Genomic DNA, 16,660 nt, shown 5'->3' with positions numbered 1-16,660 from the left:
CTGCCGGGACCGAAGAGGTGAAGCTGCTGAACCGACCCCAGGAGCCCACCGTGCCTGATCTCGATCTCTCCACCACCGCTACGTCGTCCGCATCTGTCCTCAACAAGCCGGTACTCCCACCGATCCCTCCGATGTGGTACGTCCAGAGCCACGAAGTTCGCGTCCGCGCGACCTCAGGCGGAATCCACAAGGAGACGGGCCTCCCTGTGGGGGCCTTCCTGTACGAGACTGACGACGGCGGTCTCGTACAGCGCCATCAGCGAGACATCATCCGGGAGCCCGCGGTGGACGCCGTCATGGCCGCCCTGGAACCCGAGTCACCTATCGCCCTCCCAGGCGTCACAGTGCGGCTGCGTGCTGGCGAGGACGCCCGCTACAACACGGACTGGGTCAAGGACACCGAAGGGCCCGTACCCGACCTGATGGCGGCGCTGGAGGCACGCGCCGACGCGCTCCAGAATCGGCAGGACAATGTAGAGAACTTCGCTGCCCGCGTTCTGGGGGTGAACCGGAGTACACGCTGGTGCGAGGCGGTCTCCACCGCCCTGATGGGTGACTGGACCAGGCCACTGGACGAGCGCGGATGTCTGCCACCAGAGGCCCTTGGCCAGCTGCGCGCCGAGGCGCACACGATCCACCGCCAACTCGTCCCTTTGTGGCGCCGCCGCGTCCGGCGTTCCCGACTGCTACTCCTGGACGCACCGCTCGGCGACGGCCTGTGCCTCTATGACCTCGTCGCCGACCGGGCCAACCTGTCCGACGCCTGCCTCGGCTTGGCCATCCACGATGACCGTCTCCTACGAATCGTGCAGCACCTGACGTCTGAGGAACGTCTGGTCGTAGTCGCCTTGGCTGCGGGTGACGGCGCAACTTGGACTGAGGCCGCTGCCCACGCCGGCGCCTCTGACCCGACTGCGTTCGGTGAACGAGTCCGTCGCAAGACCCGTCGTCTCGCCGTCCGGGCCGAAGAACGTCGCGCGGCAGCTCGCGCCACGACCGATTCCACCCAAGGCTGGGCGGCCGCACGGGCACGGTGATTTCTTCCCCGACCTGCCCGTCATCCGCAGGGGACACCCTGCGGCCCACCAACCGTGGAGACCAATCGTGCCTATCGAAGTGTGGCTATTCCTTCCGCTCGCACTCCTACTCGGCCTCATCTGCGCCACAGTCGTCTGTCTTGTCGCCCTGAGCCGCGCTGATCGGACCGACATCGTCGCCGTCACCAGGGAACTGCCAGATCTCGCTGCCGTCTTCCTTCGCCACCGCCGGAAGCGATGACCACTCTGAAACGTGGCGAGGGCCCTTCGCGACTAGGTTCGCTGTCAAACGCCTCTCTTCGATGACAGCGGACGACTGGCGGAACGGTGGGGACGCCGCCCCCGCAGGCAGGTGCCCTTCGTCGTCCAATCGAGGCGTTTGACAGCGAATTCCGCCGCTTCGCCTTCTCGCCCTACTGAACTTTCACCTCGGCGAGGATGTTAACCACAGCCCGTTGCCGATCCAGGGTGGGCCCCCGCGCGGTCCGTGTGTCGGCAGCGTCTACGAACCGGGCGAGCACCTGAGCCCGCTGTCAGTGCGCCATGCGACCCTCGCCCTGTCGAGACGCTCGCTCAGCCGATGCGCCTGTTGAGATGGGGGACTACATGAGTGACGACACACAGACCGCCACGCTCTCGCCAGAGGACGCTATGCGCTCCGGCCGGCTGCATGCTCGCGCCGAGGCGGCCGTCATGGCGCTCTTCACCACGCAGGCATACGAACTGGGCTGGGCGGTACGGAGCGAGCCGAACGGCGTCCGGGACCACGTGACGCTGTCCTGCGACGCTGGGCATACGATTCAGGTGACACCCATCACCGCACTGCATCCCAAGCTCGGCAGCACGATTCTCCAGGCACCTGAGGGACAGGTGTTCCATCTGGAAGCGGGGATGGAGCACATGGCAGTGCCGGGAAATCCGCAGCTGGCAGCCTTCTCTATGGCGCTAGAGGAGTGCGAGCACTGCGCGCGGAAGCAGTGGGAGGAAGCTGCCCGCGCATCGTTCGCTGCCTACGCCGTCGAGGCTGATCTCCGAATCCTGGCCGACGCCGCATCCTCCAACGGGTATCCGACGAAGAAGGTTTGCTGCCTCCAGGGGCACGAGTTCACCATCACCGCGATGGATCCACGAACCCCTAGGCGCGAGCCAGACTACGGGCTTGCATACGGTCACACCTGGCGTGACTTCACCCTCACCGCTTCCGCAGTGAAACGACTTTGGCCTGAGTACGCGTCGATCACCGCAATGGCTTCACCGACCCCCCTGTGGAAGGGCGGCTACGGATTCACTCCAGGTGCCGGCGGTGCGGAAGGCCCTTGCGTTACGTGTGCGAGCATCTCTCAGACGCCCAAGCTCGTTGAGTTCAGACGTCGCGCTCGCGAAGAGAACGCGATGATCCTGGATGCCGTGTCAGACCGGGTTCTCCAGACCGTGCGCCTCTGCTGCGTTGCCGGGCACCTGACCTCGGTGAGCATCAACAACGGATTGAAGCGCGCGTTGTTGTGTGTTCGATGCGCGGGAGCGGGCATTCGCCCCGAACCAACTGTGTACTACGTGGTGGTCGGCGAGGCCATGGTGAAGCCCGGAATCTCCTCGGGTGACGGCCGAGGGCGGCTAGACACCCACCGCAGCCAGCACAGTCTGGATCAAGTCCGAAGGCTCATAACGGACCTGCCCATCGGCGCAGCCCTCAACGTCGAGCGGCACGTCCTGAGCGGACTGGCAGATCAGGGCATCAGACCGGTGATGGGCTTCGAGTTCTTCGATGCCGTGCATATTGACCGGGTGTTGGCATTGGCTGACGAGTGGTTCGCAGCGAACCTGCCAAACTCCCCGTGGTCGGTGACGACCTAGGCCAGCCAGGGGAGCTTCTTGCCAACCAAATTAGTCCGCCAAGGTCACAGACCGGCAGCGGACTGCCCATGCTGTCTGTAGGTTCTCACTTTCGATGTCAGGGGCCGGCGCTATGACCTGGACGTTCCCCTCCAGTCTCACGACGTGTCGGCAGGCGGCTGTCTCAGATCGATGTCATTTCCTCAGACTGCCCAGCCGGCTGCGCCGGACCTAATGAGCCTGCATCGGCGGCCGTCCGTTCCATCCACTTCCGCACCTTCACTGCTTGCTTGATGCGGTTGACGATGTCCTTCTTGGACGCCGTGTCCAAGGGCCCGGGATCTTGTCGAAGGTGTCGGGAAGGACATCGAGGAGACCCCAGATCTGCTCGCCGGTGCTGACGGTCAGCAGTTGCTGGTACCTCCACTGCAGCGGCACTTCGGGACGGTGCGTGAGCCGCTGCACGAGTGTCGGGAACAGGTAGTGCGTCGCTTCTGCGGCGAGGTGCTCTCGTAGCCAGTCGACCGGGAGCCGCTGGCTGAAGCCATGCATGGCGGCCTCCTGGGCCAGGTCCAGGAGCTGAGCGGTGTCGACGGCTCGGACGGTGCGGGGATGGGTCGGGGTCATGTCGCGATGATGCCAAGAAGCCAGTGCGGCGCCGAGAGGTCAGCTGGGCCGGGATGCGATCTGCTGACGGGCAGGGCCCCAGACGTCCTCGAACTCCTCGAAGGTGAGTTGTTCGGGGTCGTGGCCTTCCCATTCCGAGACGGGCAGCTCGGCGGTGATCCCGAATCTGCTGTCGTAATCACCGAGGCGGCCTGCGTCGCGGGCCCGCTGCCACTCGGCGAGGGAAGCAGCTGCGATTGGGATCAGCTCTGGCCCTTCGAGTTCGACCTGCCGGATCACCCAGCCTTCGGCGTCGACCTCGAAGTAGAACCAGATGTCTTCCTCGTCCCAGTAGCAGCGCATCCATGTGGTCACCGGGCCATGATGCCGGGCCAGAGGCGCCGCCCTACTCCGCTCTGTCACATGACTGGGCGATGAATCCTGCGGATCGGTCGAGCTGGAAAGGAGAACCGACCCGGGTTGGATCCCAGCCTTGATCCCGTGCCTCTCGAATGCTGGCAACAACGTGAGCCGGACGAATGGGCTCCGCCTCGACGCCCACCCAGTTGCTGGGATGGGCCTGACCGCTGGTGACGATCAAGGTCGTGCCCGGCTGGCCGCTTCAACCGCATAGGTCAGCGGTGTCCAGCAGAGGCCCTGCATGTAGGAGGGCTTCCTGCGGATCCGCCAGCGGTACTCGATCCCGTCAACGGTTATGCGCCGGGAACCCTTCTTGTTCAGCGCCATCTTCGCCTCCTCCGCTGTGGGACTCTGCTGTGTTGCCGCAGTCGCGAAAAGCAGGTTGCACGCGAACGTACCGAACGTTGTCGCCGACAAGCGCCTTCGGGACTACGGATGGGTTGATCAGCCCATAATTGGAGTCAGTGCCGAGCGACCCGGCGCATCGCACCCGCCCCGGGTGCACTCACCGCAATCGGAGAGCATCGTGAAGAACAGCCCGTTGTGGCGAGTGGTTGACAACGAGAGTGGTAGCCAGTCCATCGTCAGCACGCCCTCCGAGGCGGTCGCGTTCGTCAACAGCCGGTTCGACACCGATGACGACGACGAGCCGTTCAGCATCACCGAGGTCGGTCCTCTCCTTCCGAAGCCGCTCGGGGTCATCACCGCATGGGCCGCCGAGAAGGACGGCGAGCGAACCGACGGGCGTACTGCGCCGATCACCATCAGGCCGGTTGTGGCGGATAACGCCATCGAGTGCGACGACGTCGTGCTCTGGGACGACGTGTATGTGTCATGGCGCCACGACATGTACACCGTCGAGGGGCCGGACGGCTCCGAGTACAGCGAGGCTTACAGCGCTGCCGAGTTGAGCGCGATCCTCGACGAGTACGCCGGCGACTACGAGTACGCGCCTGAAGGGCCTGACAGCCACAGGTGGCCGAAACCGGAAGAGTTGATCACCTACGGCGCCCAGGAGTGCGCCAAGCGGTTCGGGCACCTCGACGACGACGCCCTGCTGTGGCTCGCTGCCACCCGCATCACGCTCGCGGTGTGGCGCAACACCCCCATCGAGAACTGGCATGCCGGGAAGAGTCCGCTCCACGACGGCACAATGATGCGGATCAACACGGCAACCACCCGACTCGTGCGCTCGATGCTGTCGTTCGACCATGTCGACTGGATCGGTCTCGGTCTCGCGATCGTCAACCCGTCCCGGGTTCTACCGACCGGGCAGTCTGTTCTCGAGCTCGGGCTGGCCTGCCACAATCCTGACGACCCGGCGCACGAGGCTGATCCGCGCGAAGAACTCGCGGAGATGGCACAGGACGCGATCGCTTGGGGGCGAGCGTACTGCCTTCGCGAGAAGACGTTCGGCCTGCGAACCCTGATCGAATTCTTCTGCGTGTCCGACAACGGCTGGTTCGGAACACCGAGTTGGGGGCGCATCGTCGATCGGTTCACTACGGCTGTCGACGACCGGGAGAATGCGCACTGGCACGTGCACCGAGACAAGCCTTGGTTCGATGAGTGGTTCACCAACCGCCCGGTCGACATTGCGGACACCACGGAACTTCGTCAGCTGCTCCATGCCGGGCCCGACCTGCTGTCCGAGGAGGCCGCCGAATGGTGCGTGGATGGTGCCATCGGCTACGTCTGCCGGGACGACCACGCGAACGGCTGCCTGCAGTGCGGCATCCCGCTGGCAACGGAGTCCCCCAACGAGTGAACGTGGGCACCAGCGTAGAGAAGCAGCAACCCACTGACTGCGCTCTCTCTTGCCTACTGCGACCTGCGAATCTCAGCATGGTGTCGGATCCGACTTCCACCCGACACCGACCGTGAGATTCCGACACGGAATTTGAGATCCCACACTGTCAACGGACAGCAGTTCGCTTGGGGCAGACAGGACAGATCTCGAAAGGTCTGGTGCACGGGCGCAACCCATGTCAACGTACGACGCCCGGCTAGAAGATCCATCCGCTGAGCCTACGGAGATGCCCCTGCACCCGCACCACCCCGACGACCCCTTCCGCTCCGACGCACACGACCCGGTGTACTGGGTCACTCCGCGCCACTTGGCTGGTGATGACGGCGCCCTCGCCGAGCGGATCGGTGAGACCCTGGTCGGCCTCGGCTGGCGGATGTGGCCGACTGCCCGCAACACCCTGCTGTATGTGAGCCCGGACGGGCTGTGCGGTGCTGAGTGGATTCTCGCGGCCTACCCGTTCGAGCTGGGCGGCTTGCCGGTGGCCTGGCAGCTCAGCGCTCGCCCTGACGTCGCCTCGGCGATGACGGCCTGGAACGCGTACTTCACCGCCGGCGTCCCGTTCGAGGTGCTCGCTGATCTCCTCGTCGCGCTTGGCACGCGTCCTGCGTCTTACGACGGCCCTGAAGGTCACGAGTGTGTCCTCGACGCCCTTACTGCCCAGGGCTGGATCCGTGACGTGGATCGGCCTCGTTCCACCGCTACCGACCCTGGCTTCTCCTGCAGCGTCTCGCTGGAGATGCTGCCGTCGCTCGTCCAGGATGGCGATCCGCGCCCCAATTTGATGGGTTGGCAGGCGTGGGCGGAACCCGTCCTCGGCGCTCCGTATTTGTGGTGTGCCAGCTTCAGCGCCAGCGTCCCCCGTGACTTGGTCGCGGCGTTCGCCTCCCCGCTCGCTTCGCCGGTCCCGGTGCCCCGCCGCACGTTGCCCGAGGGCGCAAACGGCCGACTTCGGATAGTGCGCCGTAGTTGATCGGTGCCTGGAGTGGCTTGCGCTGCTCGACGCCGACTCCCTTTGAGAGATCCGTTTTCCCGTGTCCATCAGTGACAGAAGGAGCCTCTGCATGTTCCGACGCAACCGAGCGGACCGAGAGTTCCGTGATGCCCAGCGTGCCGGCCAGGCGCTGCTGGCCAGGCACGCCGAGTGGCCCGAGGCTCCCGTCCCGGCCGCTACGCCGACCCCGGCCGCGCCGACCGACGCCACGGTGCTGCCCGACTTCCTGCCGCCGGAGTTCCGGGCACCGACCCGCCAGGACGTCTCGGGCTTCATGATGCGCTGGGACCTGCCGCTCGTCATCGACGGCGAAGTCCACGCGTGTCACTGCGGTGCGTACCGGAACTGGATCGTCTTCAACATGCGTGACGGCTCGGTATGGCTGCGTTGTCCGGCTGGCCACGAGACGAACGAGCCGCGCTTGGATGCCGCCTGGTACAACCGCAACTCCGGTGCGGTCGACCGTTTCCACCCCACCCTCGCGGACGGTCTGCGGCACCTCGGCCGCTGAGATCCCGAAACCCCTCACCCTGCCCTGCGTTCGTCGGCGCGTAGAGGGCCGACCCGGTCAGACCGTCCGTCTCGCACCACCAAGGGGTTTGCATGCGCCGTTCCACCACGATCACCCTGGGCCTGAGCGCTGCCTTCACTGTCCTTGCTCTGACCGGCTGCGCCAGCCACACTCCGCCCGCCGACTCCGCGCCCGCACGTTCGGATGGTGGCACTGCTCCGGCGTCCGCGCCAGTGTCCTCGGCAGCGCTGAACCAGCGGCTGCTGAACGAGAGCGACCTGGGCGAGGGCTACACCCGCAAGCCAGAGACCGCTCGCCGCAACGACGATGTCACCGTGATCGGCTGCCCTGCACTGGAAAAGCTCGGCAGCGACGCGGCCACCGCCTCTGGCCGCGATTTCGCTCGCAAGACGAAGGCGTCCTTCACCTACACCGGCAGCAACACCTCCGAGGTGAGCGAGGAGCTGTACAGCGACAGCCCGGCGAAGCTCTCCACGGGAATCTCGAAGGTCTTCGACGCGATGCTTTCCTGCCCCTCCTACCAGGTGGCGTCCGGCAGCACTGTCGTCGACATGGCCACCGGGAAGTCGACGGCGCCGGACCTCGGCGACGATCAGTGGAGCCAACTGCTCACCGTCTCCGCAGGCGGGCACCGCAGCGTCATCAAGCAGACGGCGATCCGCACCGGCAACGTCCTGGTGGTCGTCTCTGGCTCAACCGGCCTGGTCGATGCCCATCTGGCGAGGGCTGTCGACAAGGCCCACTCTGCGAGGTGAGCTCGCTGGGCACGCACCTTCGCCTCAGTTGAAGGCGAGCCCACGGAAGACGTTGCGGATGTCCGTCAGGGGTTGGCGGTCGCGGGTGTAGTAGAGCTTGTTGGTCAGGAGCACTGCCCATCGCCGTTGACGGGGCGAGATCCACACGCCAGTACCGGTGAAGCCGTAATGGACCCAGATGTCGTCGGCGGTATTGGTGCCGGGGGCGGGGTGCCAGAACAGTCCGCGTACGGGTTCCAGGGCTCCGGTCTGGACGGTCAGCGATTCTGCCGTCCAGGCCGGTCCGAACCCGGCGTGTGCCAGGACGGTCGTGGTGTCGAGCATGTAGCGCAGGAAGACGGCGAGTACCGGGAGTTGTCGCAGTTGGCTGCTCTGGCAGAAGCAGAAGTTCTGACGCGCCGACCTTGTCGGCGAACTCGGCGAGGTCATCTAGTTCGCCGACTGTGTCGGCATTGATGACGGCGTTGATGCCGAACGGAGCGAGGGAGCCGAGCAACCCGGCCGCCTGGACCACGGCCGCGAACGGTCGACCGCGCAGCCGCTCGTAGGTGGCTCCGACCCCGTCGACCGACAGCCGGACGAAGTGAACGGCCCCGCGCAGGGAATCGACGAGTTCGGGCGTGAGCCGGTGCCCATGGGTCGTGAAGGTCACCGCCATAGACGTGGACCGGGCTATGTCCGAACACAGCTGGGCGAACCCTCGGTACGCGGTCGGTTCCCCTCCTCCAAAGCCGACCCCGAGGCACCCGGCAGCATCGAGTTCGACCGCCCACGCGACTACACGCTCCCTGCCGAGTGCGGCGGCGTGCTTGGGCGCGTAGCAGTAGGCGCAGCGGAGTTCGCAGGCGTTGGTCAGCGCGACGGACAGGTACCGCGGAGCAGGGGAGAACTACTCAGCGGAAACAGGAATCTCGTCGAGCAGCACGTTCATCCCCGAGACACGGTCGAACAGGTGAACGCCAGCTGCGGACAGGCGAATCTTGCACGTCACCGACAGCATGATGCCACCGCATCCCGTCATGCCGGGAGGGACTGTGCAAGGTGGTCGGAACCGTGCCAGCGAATCGCTCCGCGGCCTCCATCCGGATGCGCTCGCGAAACGCCTGCCGGTCAGGCGTCAGCCCACCACCCTGCGGATATCTCACACAACCGGCATACCGCGACGATCACACATCGTCAGCCCCCGGCGACAACACGCCTCAAAGGTCAGTAGCGGTAGTTCGTTAAATCCGGCGGTAGAGGTCGATGCCGTGTCCGGTGGTGACCGCGTCGATCAGGGCCTGGAGTTCATGGGGTGGATCCGTGTCCGTCCATGCTTGCCACCATCGGGTGAGGGTGATGGCGGGGGTGAGCCAGGACCGGATGGCGCGTAAAGCCCTGGGCCAGCAGGGCTGTTGGGCCTGGTGGGGTATGTCTGGTCCCCCTCTCTGGCCCGACGTCGGGGCAGGGGTCCGGCGCGGTGGCATCCAGGGGTCCGGGTGGGGCGAACCACTGGTCCCAGCAGAAGGAGAAGGCGCAGTTGACCAGGGTCTGGTGGCGGCGGATGGCGCGGTCGGAGCGGACTTGGAAGTCGGCCCAGCCGAGTTCGTCCTTGATCTGCTTGTAGCTCTGCTCGATCCACGGCCGCAGACCGTAGAGGCGGACGATCTCGGCGAGGTCGGCCGGCGGGTGCGGGCCGGTGGCGGCGTGGGGTGCCTCGGGGTGGGGCAGATTGGTGGCCAGGTACCAGGTGGCTTTTTCAGGCAAGCTGGCTGGGTCGGTGGTGGCCACGATCAGGCGGCAGGGTGAGGCGGGTCCGTAGCCGCCCAGGCGGGCGTCAGCGGCCCACCAAGTCTCGGTGTGACCGTCGCGGAAGTGGCGTTCCACGGGTGTCCAGTCGCCGGGATGCTTGGCATTCTTCCAGGTCAGGGCGTGGGCGGCTTCGATGGGCGTGTGTGGCTGGTCGGCCGGAGCCCAGGTGCCGCGGTGCGGTTTGAGCGCGACCACGTAGGCCAGGCCGGCCTCGCGAAGTGCGAGGTACCAGGTGTCGCTGACGGAGTAGGCGCAGTCGGCGACCACTGCCCGGCAGCCGAAGCCCGCCTCCTTGCCTCGGGCCGCGAGAACAGCAGCCAGCTGCGGTTTCGTGCGGAAGGCCGGATCGGTCCGGCCGCGGACGAAGTGGTGGGCGGGGGTATAAGGAGTCGCGTGCAGCGGGTAGTAGACACGCCCGTCGGTCCACACCGTGGTCACCGTGACGACGCCGTTGTCCGTCTTGCCCAACCGGCCCAGCCACTGCCGACCGACGTGCGCGGTGGCCGTGCCGTCCTTGCGGTCCCCGGAGTCGTCGATCACGATGACCCCGCCGTCGTGCGGAGCCGTCGCCGGTTGCTCGCGCAGCAGCTCAAGCCGCCGGTCGTTGACCCGCTCCGACTCCCACGGGGACTCGGACAGGAAGAACTGCAGCCGCTGCACCCCCGGCATCCCCGCACCCGCCACCGGCTCCGCCCCGGCCAGACAGGTGATCGTCTTGTTCCGCTCCCGCGGCGCCAACAGCCCGGTCAGGTACTCGCGAAACCCCCGCCGCTGGGCCAGGCTGAAGAAGAGGTCGTCGAACCGGGCCGCGTACTCCTCCAACGGCCCCGGCGCGGGCGGACACGGACGGCGAGCGGTCATCTTCAGCCCCCAGCAGTGAAGTTGACTCCTACCACCGGCCTACGACCAACCCGACCCGCCGTCAACCCACACCACCGCCGGATTTAACGAACTACCGGTAGACACGCAGTTAGACACGCAGTTAGACACGCAGCTGGCGCCAGGCCCTCCGCTCGCTGGTGGATCAGCTTTGCTCTTTGAGCTGGGCCATCCAGGCGAAGGCGCCCTCGGTGAGCTTGGCCCGTGATCCGGTCTGCCAGCGGTCAGTGATGTCGGTCCAGCCGTGCAGTACGGCGTTCTGGGCGCCATCCTCCAATTCCCGGTCATAGAAGAGGCTGAACTTGAAGACCCTGCCGTCCGCGGAGATGACCTGCCCGTCCTCGTGGTCCGGCCCACCTGCCAGGAGGTCGACGACAACCGTCCGGTCCGGATCGAGCCCCTGACCTTCCAGAAGCTCTCGCAACCTGCCCCAGAGGTCGTACTCGCCGGCCTGCAGGAGCTCGGTGTACTGAACGACGATGCTGGACACCATGAGCCTCATGATCGGTCCCGGCCATGGTGAAGGGAAGTGGCAGGCGCTGAACAGAGCGAGTCAGGACGACCCGCGCGTGATTACGACGCCGAGCCCTCAGCTTGGGAAGCTGCGGCACTGTGGGGCTTGTTGAGGCGATGACCTGGGCGTACGGCTGGGCGGCGGTCTTGGCGGGCTGGTTGTTTTCACCGTGACTCCCCGTTGTGCCCTACTGGGTCTGGTGCGGTTGTGGTGCGGACTCCCGGGCGGGGGATTCTGGCAGCCACCCATCCCAGACCAACCACGATGACGGCCAGCGCGAGGCTCAGCACTTCGCATAGGGCCACGACCGGGAAGGGGGCGCTGAGAGCTCGGGGGAGCTTGCCCAGTGCTGCGACACCCATGATGAGGGGAAGCCACACCCGGAAGAAGCGGAAGCGGAAGGCATCTGCTCCGCGGCCTACCCGCTCTTGCTCCACGAGGCGCCAGTATGCAGCGGCCACGATGAAAAGGGCACCGATGCCCACGATGCCCTAGGTCAGTGCTGCCACGATTCCCCCACCAAACTGCATGTGCCGGGCTGCTGAGCGCAGGCGCCCCACCCGATGGTGACACGCGGTGCTCCGGTGCGAGGGCGCTGGCCTCCCGCGCGAACCGTGCCTATCTGCGCCGCCGCGGGATCCGCTGCACCATCCCCGACAAGAACGACCAGGCGCGCAACCGACAGGAGCTCGGCTCCCGCGGCGGCCGACCGCCGTACTTCGCCCCGGCCGACTACCGCGAGCGCCACGCGGTCGAGTGCGGGATCAACCGCCTCAAAGACACCCGGCCGTCGCCACGCGGTATGACAAGCTCGCGGTCCGCTACGAGGCAACCGTCCGCATCGCAACCATCAACGAATGGCTGTGACCCAAGCCTTCAAGACTCGTAAGGGCCGCCCCGAAAGTACATACTCCTGCGCGCTCGGGGACGGTCACCGCGCTCGTGCGCGGCGTCGGAGCGGTCAGCCGGTGCCATCCGTTTCGCCAGCACCCGCAGCGTCTCCAGAGCGGCCAGCACCTCCGCGCGATTGTCCGACACCTTCATCCACGCCGGCAGCCGAGCGAACATCGACATCGTCGGCCGGGCTCCACCACGCTCTCGCAATCGCGCCCCGATGTAGGCGGACAGCTCGTCGACGTGCTCCTCGTTGTAGGCCCACAAGACGTGACCGGCGCAACGGGTCTGCAGCCACAGAGGCCGCTGGAAGAACGGGTCCTCACTACCACCCAGCATCGCGCCGACCAGCCCAGCCCCCTGCACCTCAGGTTCCCAGCCGGTGACAGCACCGCACCCTCCACAAGCCAGACGACGTGGCTGGAACAGGAGCTCGCTGAAGTATCTGTGATCAGAAAGGCCAGGCCGGGGGATCACGAGAGCACAGCCCCCGCATCGCGGACAGACCACAAGCATCCGACCCGCAAACCGAGCCAGCCAACCCCCTGGGTCAAAGTGGCGAGCAAGATCAGTACGCGGTTCGGAAGCCATGACAGACACCATCGCAGGTCCGCGATACGAGCAGCTACCGGGTTCTCGAACATGCCCCACAGGTCGCTAGCAGCCTGCTTTCGATACACGGCCCAGGTTCTCCGAATCGCACGCAATCAATGCCCTTTCCTCGCTTCGGCGCGAGCGTGGGCGCGCCAGCAAGGGCCCACAGGCGACGCCTTCTGATCCGTAGCTATGGCCAGATCGGTCAGCAACGGCCAGTCCGGCCGCTACGAGGTCCAGGAGGGACGCTACCGGGCGCGGGCGGTTGCTGGGGTTGCGGTACGAAGCTGCTGTACCGCAGGATCCCGGTGGGGGTGACCATGGAACGGCATGTGCTGGAAAAGCTGTTGTCCGGTGACGACGAGGCGTCCGCGACGGCGCTGGCCGCCCTCCGCAGCGGCGCCACCTACCACGTGTGGGATACGACGCATCCCGCAGAGCAGCATGCCGGGGTCTTTTCACGCCGACTTCGGCGCATGCGGCTGCACGGAGTCGAACCTCTTGGGCTGGAAAGCATGGTGCAGCTCCTCAGCGAGCATGGCCGGCCGGTGCGCGGAGGGATGATCGATTCTGTGGATCAGAAATGGACCTTCCTGTTCTACTTCACCGAAGACGGCAGCGCACTGGTGGGCTGCGCACGCTTTCAGCGTTGGGTCGAGCGATCACCGCTTTAGGAGCGAGGTGGGGCGAGTTGGCGCCTGACCTGCGGAACGCGGACTTCGGTGCCCGCTGGCTTTGGCCCCCGCAGGAAGCCGCAGTTCCCCGTGAGTCCCCGCCCCATCTGGCACGGTTGTGGCACGGACTGGCCCTCTCGATGCGATTCTTTGGCGGCTACTCCGGCTGAATCCCACACTTACGTCATGCGGGTGCTGTCGCATGTGGCGAGAGGTCAGCCCTCTTCGGGCCAGCCGCCGGGCCAGTCTGTGCGTATCAGGTGGCCAGGGCAGTCCGGATCGAGTTCGCCCGTGTGGTAGTTCGGCAAGAAGGCCCGGCGGGTGCGCGGCAGGGGTATCTCGACTAGTCGGCCATCGTGCATCATCCACAGGCCGAAGCAGTCGTCTTCCTCGTCGTGGATCAGCACTTGTAGGGAGTATGGCGATGTCCAGGGCAGCGACTCCAGGAATTCCAGCAATCCGATCCATGCGCTTCGTCGTATGAACTCAATGGCCCAGCCTCCGAACATGCCATGTCCGATATCGATGAAGCTGCCCGCCCACTCACGATCGTCGTCCGGTCGGGTCAGCGGTTCCATGATCTCTTCATCATTGGCCAACACGATGACCTGGGCGAATCTGCTCATGGGGGGAGTATCACTGGCTGTGAGGGGGGAGCGGCAACCGAGTTTCGTCCGGAGCGAGCCCGATGAGTGGCGTGAAGAGGCAGGGGTGAGATCGGCGGAGTCTTAATGGCCCAGGACAAGCGCCAGCGTCAAGGGCCGGGAGCACCAGTTTGGAAGATCGCGTATGCGCATCCGGCCCGACCTGGTGAGTCGCTGATCTGGGGGTTCTTGGACTGTTCGCCCGTACTCCCCGCTGTTTCCCGTCGGCCGCTGCCTCATCGGGGACGCAAGGGGCACGTCGTTACTCGTAGGACCGCGCCGCACTCAGGGCTCGCGCCATGAACGTCCAGTCACCGCCGGCTGGTAGCTCTTGGCCGTGGTTCGCGTACCACCCCGGGGCGTCACCCACCCACGCTTCCAGAGCCTCCAGGAAACTGTCCAGTGTCCGGTTCTCCCACTGGTCGCCGCTCGCCTCGAAGTCCTGCCGCAGACGCCTTAGAAAGCCGCTCAGGGCCTCGGGGTTGGCAACGCGTTCGTTGGGCCACAGCGGTACTGGCGCGCGCTCGCCTCCCCAGTCTGTGAGGCGCAGTCTGACTTGGTGGTTGTGATCAGCATGTGAGATCACGTTTCCGCTGATCGCGAACCCCACAGGAGGCGGGACGGTTCCATGCGGTGCGGCAAAGATCTCTGCCAGCCCCATCGCGTCCGGTACGCCGTCGATCTGTACGAACACACCGAAGGGCCGGCGGCCAATGACCTTTCCAGTCACGGCGGCGCCAACCGGCAGCGCGGCGACAGTCGCCGACCATGCTCGTCGTATGCCTTCTGGTGTTGGATCACCGACACCGGTCGGCCAGGTGTGGTGCTCCATGTGTCGCGTCCCCCCAGCGATCGTGAACTTGAACCTGTGGCCTCATCCTTACCAGGTCGATCACGGAGAGACTCCTGCCTTGCCCAACCCAGTTCGTGCTTCGGCTGTATGTCCGCTGAGGTCCAGCGTCGACCGCCGCTGTTCACCCCTGTTGGTGTCAACTGCTGATGTCAGGATCCGGCGCGCTTGACAAGTTCGGGGTACTTGTACGCCGAATCATCTCCACAACGTGCTCCACGTGCTCCACGCGGGCCCAGAGCCGTACGGGCCCGGCAGACGATTCACACTCGATCACCAGCAGACTGGGCGAGAGCCACAACCGTTCGCGGGAGGTCGTTTTGCGTGCGCGGACATAGCGCAGATCTGTCGGGAGTTCACGCAGCCGTGTCCACGACCAGCGGGGCTTCCATCGGAACTCGCCCCCGGCCTGTACCAGGCCAAGGCTGTATCGGCGCCCCTTGTCCGGCAGGTTGGCCCCGACCTGGAAGAAAGGTGCTTCCCCTGCCTCGACCCGAGCAGCTGTCCGCTGGGCTTGCCGTCTCAAGAAAAGCGACCCGATAAACAAGCCGACCAACGTGCAGAGCCCCGTGACCATGCGCGAAGTAAAACAGCTGGCCAGCATGTCGCCAAGGGGTAGGTGGACCTGACATCACCCACAACTCGCCCTGGCTCCCATCCCGTCTGCCGTCGGCCCACACACCGTGGAGCGGGCGTGGTTCAGCGTGATCTAGCGCGGAACCCCGGGCGTTCACGCCCGGGAGGAAGCGCTTCTTGACGCTGTTCTGACCCGCGCGGGCCCGCGCGGGTCTGCGCTGTTGGCCTCAGCCGGGACGTTTCTGGTTCTCGATGTACTCCTTGATGACGGCGAGCGGGGCGCCCCCGCACGAGGCGGCGAAGTAGGACGGCGACCAGAAGTGCTCACCCCACAGGTACTTGCGGATGTGGCCGGGGAACTCCTGCCGCAGGCGCCGGGCGGAGACACCGAGGGAGCCTACGAGTCGGGAGATGGCGACCTTGGGCGGGTAGTGCACGAGCAGGTGGACGTGATCGCGTTCGCCGTTGAACTCCCGCAGTTCCGCGCCGAAGTCGGTGCACACGTCACGCATGACCTCTTCACAGCGCCGAAGGATCTCGTCGGTGAATGGTCCGCGCCGGTATTTGGGGGTGAAGACCAAGTGCGCGTGGAGGGTGTAGACGACGCTACGGCCCCTGCGGATGTCGGGGTTCGGTTCCCAGCGTGGTGACATAGAGCAATGCTACGATTACGCTTGTGAAGATCGGGACACAGGTCAAACTCATGCCGGATGCCGTGCAGGCCTCCGTGCTTGAGCGCACCCTGCGCACGGTCAATGACGCTGCGAACTGGGTGTCGGAGGTGGCATTCGGGCACGGCGTGCCGCGTGAGTACGAGCTGCGCAAACACACCTACGCCGAGCTGAAAGCGCGGGGGCTGGGAGCGCAGGCCGCGCAGCATGTCATCAAGAAGGTGCGCGACTCGTACACCACGCTCAAGGCCAACATTCGGGCCGGGAACCTCGGCAAGGAGGGTTCCAGGCGTCGCCGCAAGGCCGAGTCCAAGCCGGTCGTCTTTCGGCCCGAGGCTGCCCAGCCGTATGACGACCGCTGCCTGAGCTGGCAGTACGACCAGCGGACCGTGTCCATCTGGACTATGGACGGCCGGGTCAGGAACGTGCCGTTCGTGTGCTCCGCCGATGCGCTCCAGATGCTCCAGGCGCACCGGCATGGCGAATCCGACCTAGTCGAGCGGGACGGCGTGTTCTACCTCGTCGCCACCTGTGACGTGCCCGAGGCCGAGCAGTACGAGCCGGACGGCTTCATCGGCGTCGACCTCGG

The 16,660-nt window shown here is 65.9% G+C and carries 15 protein-coding genes and 4 pseudogenes; 8 read left to right on the top strand and 11 right to left on the bottom strand.

Annotated features, from left to right (window positions below; genetic code table 11):
- Window positions 1–50: 50 nt before the first annotated feature.
- Together ACWEBX_RS28160 and ACWEBX_RS28155 are read left to right on the top strand one after the other, a co-directional pair.
- Window positions 51–1,037, top strand: a complete 987-nt coding sequence (locus ACWEBX_RS28160) for a hypothetical protein (RefSeq protein ID WP_451887598.1) — start codon at window positions 51–53, stop codon at window positions 1,035–1,037.
- A gap of 606 nt (window positions 1,038–1,643) precedes the next feature.
- Window positions 1,644–2,891, top strand: coding sequence for a hypothetical protein (locus ACWEBX_RS28155; protein ID WP_451887597.1), 1,248 nt, complete (start codon window positions 1,644–1,646; stop codon window positions 2,889–2,891).
- Window positions 2,892–3,054: 163 nt separating this feature from the next.
- Here ACWEBX_RS28155 and ACWEBX_RS28150 read toward each other — a convergent pair.
- From ACWEBX_RS28150 to ACWEBX_RS28140, 3 genes and pseudogenes are all read right to left on the bottom strand, one after another.
- Window positions 3,055–3,497, bottom strand: a pseudogene (locus ACWEBX_RS28150) (hypothetical protein).
- A gap of 39 nt (window positions 3,498–3,536) precedes the next feature.
- Window positions 3,537–3,839, bottom strand: coding sequence for a hypothetical protein (locus ACWEBX_RS28145; protein ID WP_043244952.1), 303 nt, complete (start codon window positions 3,837–3,839; stop codon window positions 3,537–3,539).
- Between the two features lie 234 nt (window positions 3,840–4,073).
- Entirely contained in the window at window positions 4,074–4,223 is a 150-nt protein-coding gene (locus ACWEBX_RS28140) for a hypothetical protein (protein ID WP_451887596.1), read from the bottom strand.
- Between the two features lie 199 nt (window positions 4,224–4,422).
- Here ACWEBX_RS28140 and ACWEBX_RS28135 point away from each other — a divergent pair, with 199 nt between their 5' ends.
- The 4 genes from ACWEBX_RS28135 to ACWEBX_RS28120 all read left to right on the top strand — a co-directional run bounded on the left by ACWEBX_RS28135 (window position 4,423) and on the right by ACWEBX_RS28120 (window position 7,984).
- Window positions 4,423–5,664 carry a hypothetical protein gene (locus tag ACWEBX_RS28135; protein ID WP_451887595.1) on the top strand — a complete coding sequence of 414 codons (1,242 nt, stop codon included), beginning with the start codon at window positions 4,423–4,425 and terminating at the stop codon, window positions 5,662–5,664.
- 268 nt (window positions 5,665–5,932) lie between these two features.
- Complete coding sequence (locus tag ACWEBX_RS28130) at window positions 5,933–6,676, top strand: DUF317 domain-containing protein (protein ID WP_451887594.1); 744 nt, start codon at window positions 5,933–5,935, stop codon at window positions 6,674–6,676.
- 91 nt (window positions 6,677–6,767) lie between these two features.
- On the top strand, window positions 6,768–7,208 hold the full coding sequence (locus tag ACWEBX_RS28125) for a hypothetical protein (protein WP_451887593.1): 441 nt from the start codon (window positions 6,768–6,770) through the stop codon (window positions 7,206–7,208).
- 92 nt (window positions 7,209–7,300) lie between these two features.
- Window positions 7,301–7,984, top strand: a complete 684-nt coding sequence (locus tag ACWEBX_RS28120) for a hypothetical protein (protein WP_451887592.1) — start codon at window positions 7,301–7,303, stop codon at window positions 7,982–7,984.
- Between the two features lie 24 nt (window positions 7,985–8,008).
- On the opposite strand, the pseudogene ACWEBX_RS28115 reads toward ACWEBX_RS28120, so the two are convergent.
- From ACWEBX_RS28115 to ACWEBX_RS28095, 5 genes and pseudogenes are all read right to left on the bottom strand, one after another.
- Window positions 8,009–8,329: pseudogene (locus ACWEBX_RS28115) on the bottom strand (serine hydrolase domain-containing protein); the annotation flags it as partial.
- A 127-nt stretch (window positions 8,330–8,456) separates the two neighbouring features.
- Window positions 8,457–8,840: pseudogene (locus ACWEBX_RS28110) on the bottom strand (radical SAM protein); the annotation flags it as partial.
- Window positions 8,841–9,271: 431 nt separating this feature from the next.
- On the bottom strand, window positions 9,272–10,636 hold the full coding sequence (locus ACWEBX_RS28105; RefSeq protein WP_451887591.1) for an IS701 family transposase: 1,365 nt from the start codon (window positions 10,634–10,636) through the stop codon (window positions 9,272–9,274).
- A gap of 163 nt (window positions 10,637–10,799) precedes the next feature.
- A complete protein-coding gene (locus ACWEBX_RS28100) occupies window positions 10,800–11,147 on the bottom strand; it encodes a hypothetical protein (protein WP_451887590.1) in 348 nt (115 codons plus the stop codon).
- A gap of 897 nt (window positions 11,148–12,044) precedes the next feature.
- Window positions 12,045–12,428 (bottom strand): hypothetical protein, encoded by a 384-nt coding sequence (locus ACWEBX_RS28095; RefSeq protein ID WP_451887589.1) that lies wholly within the window; start codon window positions 12,426–12,428, stop codon window positions 12,045–12,047.
- Window positions 12,429–12,976: 548 nt separating this feature from the next.
- On the opposite strand from ACWEBX_RS28095, the gene ACWEBX_RS28090 reads away from it, so the two are divergent.
- Window positions 12,977–13,330: a hypothetical protein gene (locus tag ACWEBX_RS28090; protein WP_451887609.1), complete on the top strand. Its 354-nt coding sequence runs from the start codon at window positions 12,977–12,979 to the stop codon at window positions 13,328–13,330.
- Window positions 13,331–13,545: 215 nt separating this feature from the next.
- On the opposite strand, the gene ACWEBX_RS28085 is transcribed toward ACWEBX_RS28090, so the two are convergent.
- From ACWEBX_RS28085 to tnpA, 3 genes are all read right to left on the bottom strand, one after another.
- The gene (locus tag ACWEBX_RS28085) at window positions 13,546–13,956 is read right to left on the bottom strand and encodes a hypothetical protein (protein WP_451887588.1); all 411 of its coding nucleotides are present in this window, start codon (window positions 13,954–13,956) and stop codon (window positions 13,546–13,548) included.
- Window positions 13,957–14,236: 280 nt separating this feature from the next.
- Window positions 14,237–14,806: a DUF7660 family protein gene (locus ACWEBX_RS28080; protein ID WP_451887587.1), complete on the bottom strand. Its 570-nt coding sequence runs from the start codon at window positions 14,804–14,806 to the stop codon at window positions 14,237–14,239.
- An 821-nt stretch (window positions 14,807–15,627) separates the two neighbouring features.
- Window positions 15,628–16,053 carry an IS200/IS605 family transposase gene (tnpA, locus tag ACWEBX_RS28075; RefSeq protein WP_451887586.1) on the bottom strand — a complete coding sequence of 142 codons (426 nt, stop codon included), beginning with the start codon at window positions 16,051–16,053 and terminating at the stop codon, window positions 15,628–15,630.
- Between the two features lie 50 nt (window positions 16,054–16,103).
- Between tnpA and ACWEBX_RS28070 the strand changes: the two are divergent.
- Window positions 16,104–16,660: pseudogene (locus tag ACWEBX_RS28070) on the top strand (RNA-guided endonuclease TnpB family protein); the annotation flags it as partial.

It is taken from the genome of Streptomyces sp. NPDC005070 (assembly GCF_053600395.1).
Note: the sequence above shows the minus strand (reverse complement) of the source record. Positions and strands in the feature narration are given on the sequence as shown.

What these genes read in the sequence shown, in the direction of transcription:
- ACWEBX_RS28145 (WP_043244952.1), bottom strand. Translation starts at nt 3,839, where the DNA reads ATGCGCTGCTACTGGGACGAGGAAGACATCTGGTTCTACTTCGAGGTC.
- ACWEBX_RS28080 (WP_451887587.1), bottom strand. Translation starts at nt 14,806, where the DNA reads ATGGAGCACCACACCTGGCCGACCGGTGTCGGTGATCCAACACCAGAA.
- ACWEBX_RS28130 (WP_451887594.1), top strand. Translation starts at nt 5,933, where the DNA reads ATGCCCCTGCACCCGCACCACCCCGACGACCCCTTCCGCTCCGACGCA.
- ACWEBX_RS28140 (WP_451887596.1), bottom strand. Translation starts at nt 4,223, where the DNA reads ATGGCGCTGAACAAGAAGGGTTCCCGGCGCATAACCGTTGACGGGATC.
- tnpA (WP_451887586.1), bottom strand. Translation starts at nt 16,053, where the DNA reads ATGTCACCACGCTGGGAACCGAACCCCGACATCCGCAGGGGCCGTAGC.
- ACWEBX_RS28120 (WP_451887592.1), top strand. Translation starts at nt 7,301, where the DNA reads ATGCGCCGTTCCACCACGATCACCCTGGGCCTGAGCGCTGCCTTCACT.
- ACWEBX_RS28090 (WP_451887609.1), top strand. Translation starts at nt 12,977, where the DNA reads ATGGAACGGCATGTGCTGGAAAAGCTGTTGTCCGGTGACGACGAGGCG.
- ACWEBX_RS28105 (WP_451887591.1), bottom strand. Translation starts at nt 10,636, where the DNA reads ATGACCGCTCGCCGTCCGTGTCCGCCCGCGCCGGGGCCGTTGGAGGAG.
- ACWEBX_RS28085 (WP_451887588.1), bottom strand. Translation starts at nt 13,956, where the DNA reads ATGAGCAGATTCGCCCAGGTCATCGTGTTGGCCAATGATGAAGAGATC.
- ACWEBX_RS28100 (WP_451887590.1), bottom strand. Translation starts at nt 11,147, where the DNA reads ATGGTGTCCAGCATCGTCGTTCAGTACACCGAGCTCCTGCAGGCCGGC.
- ACWEBX_RS28125 (WP_451887593.1), top strand. Translation starts at nt 6,768, where the DNA reads ATGTTCCGACGCAACCGAGCGGACCGAGAGTTCCGTGATGCCCAGCGT.
- ACWEBX_RS28155 (WP_451887597.1), top strand. Translation starts at nt 1,644, where the DNA reads ATGAGTGACGACACACAGACCGCCACGCTCTCGCCAGAGGACGCTATG.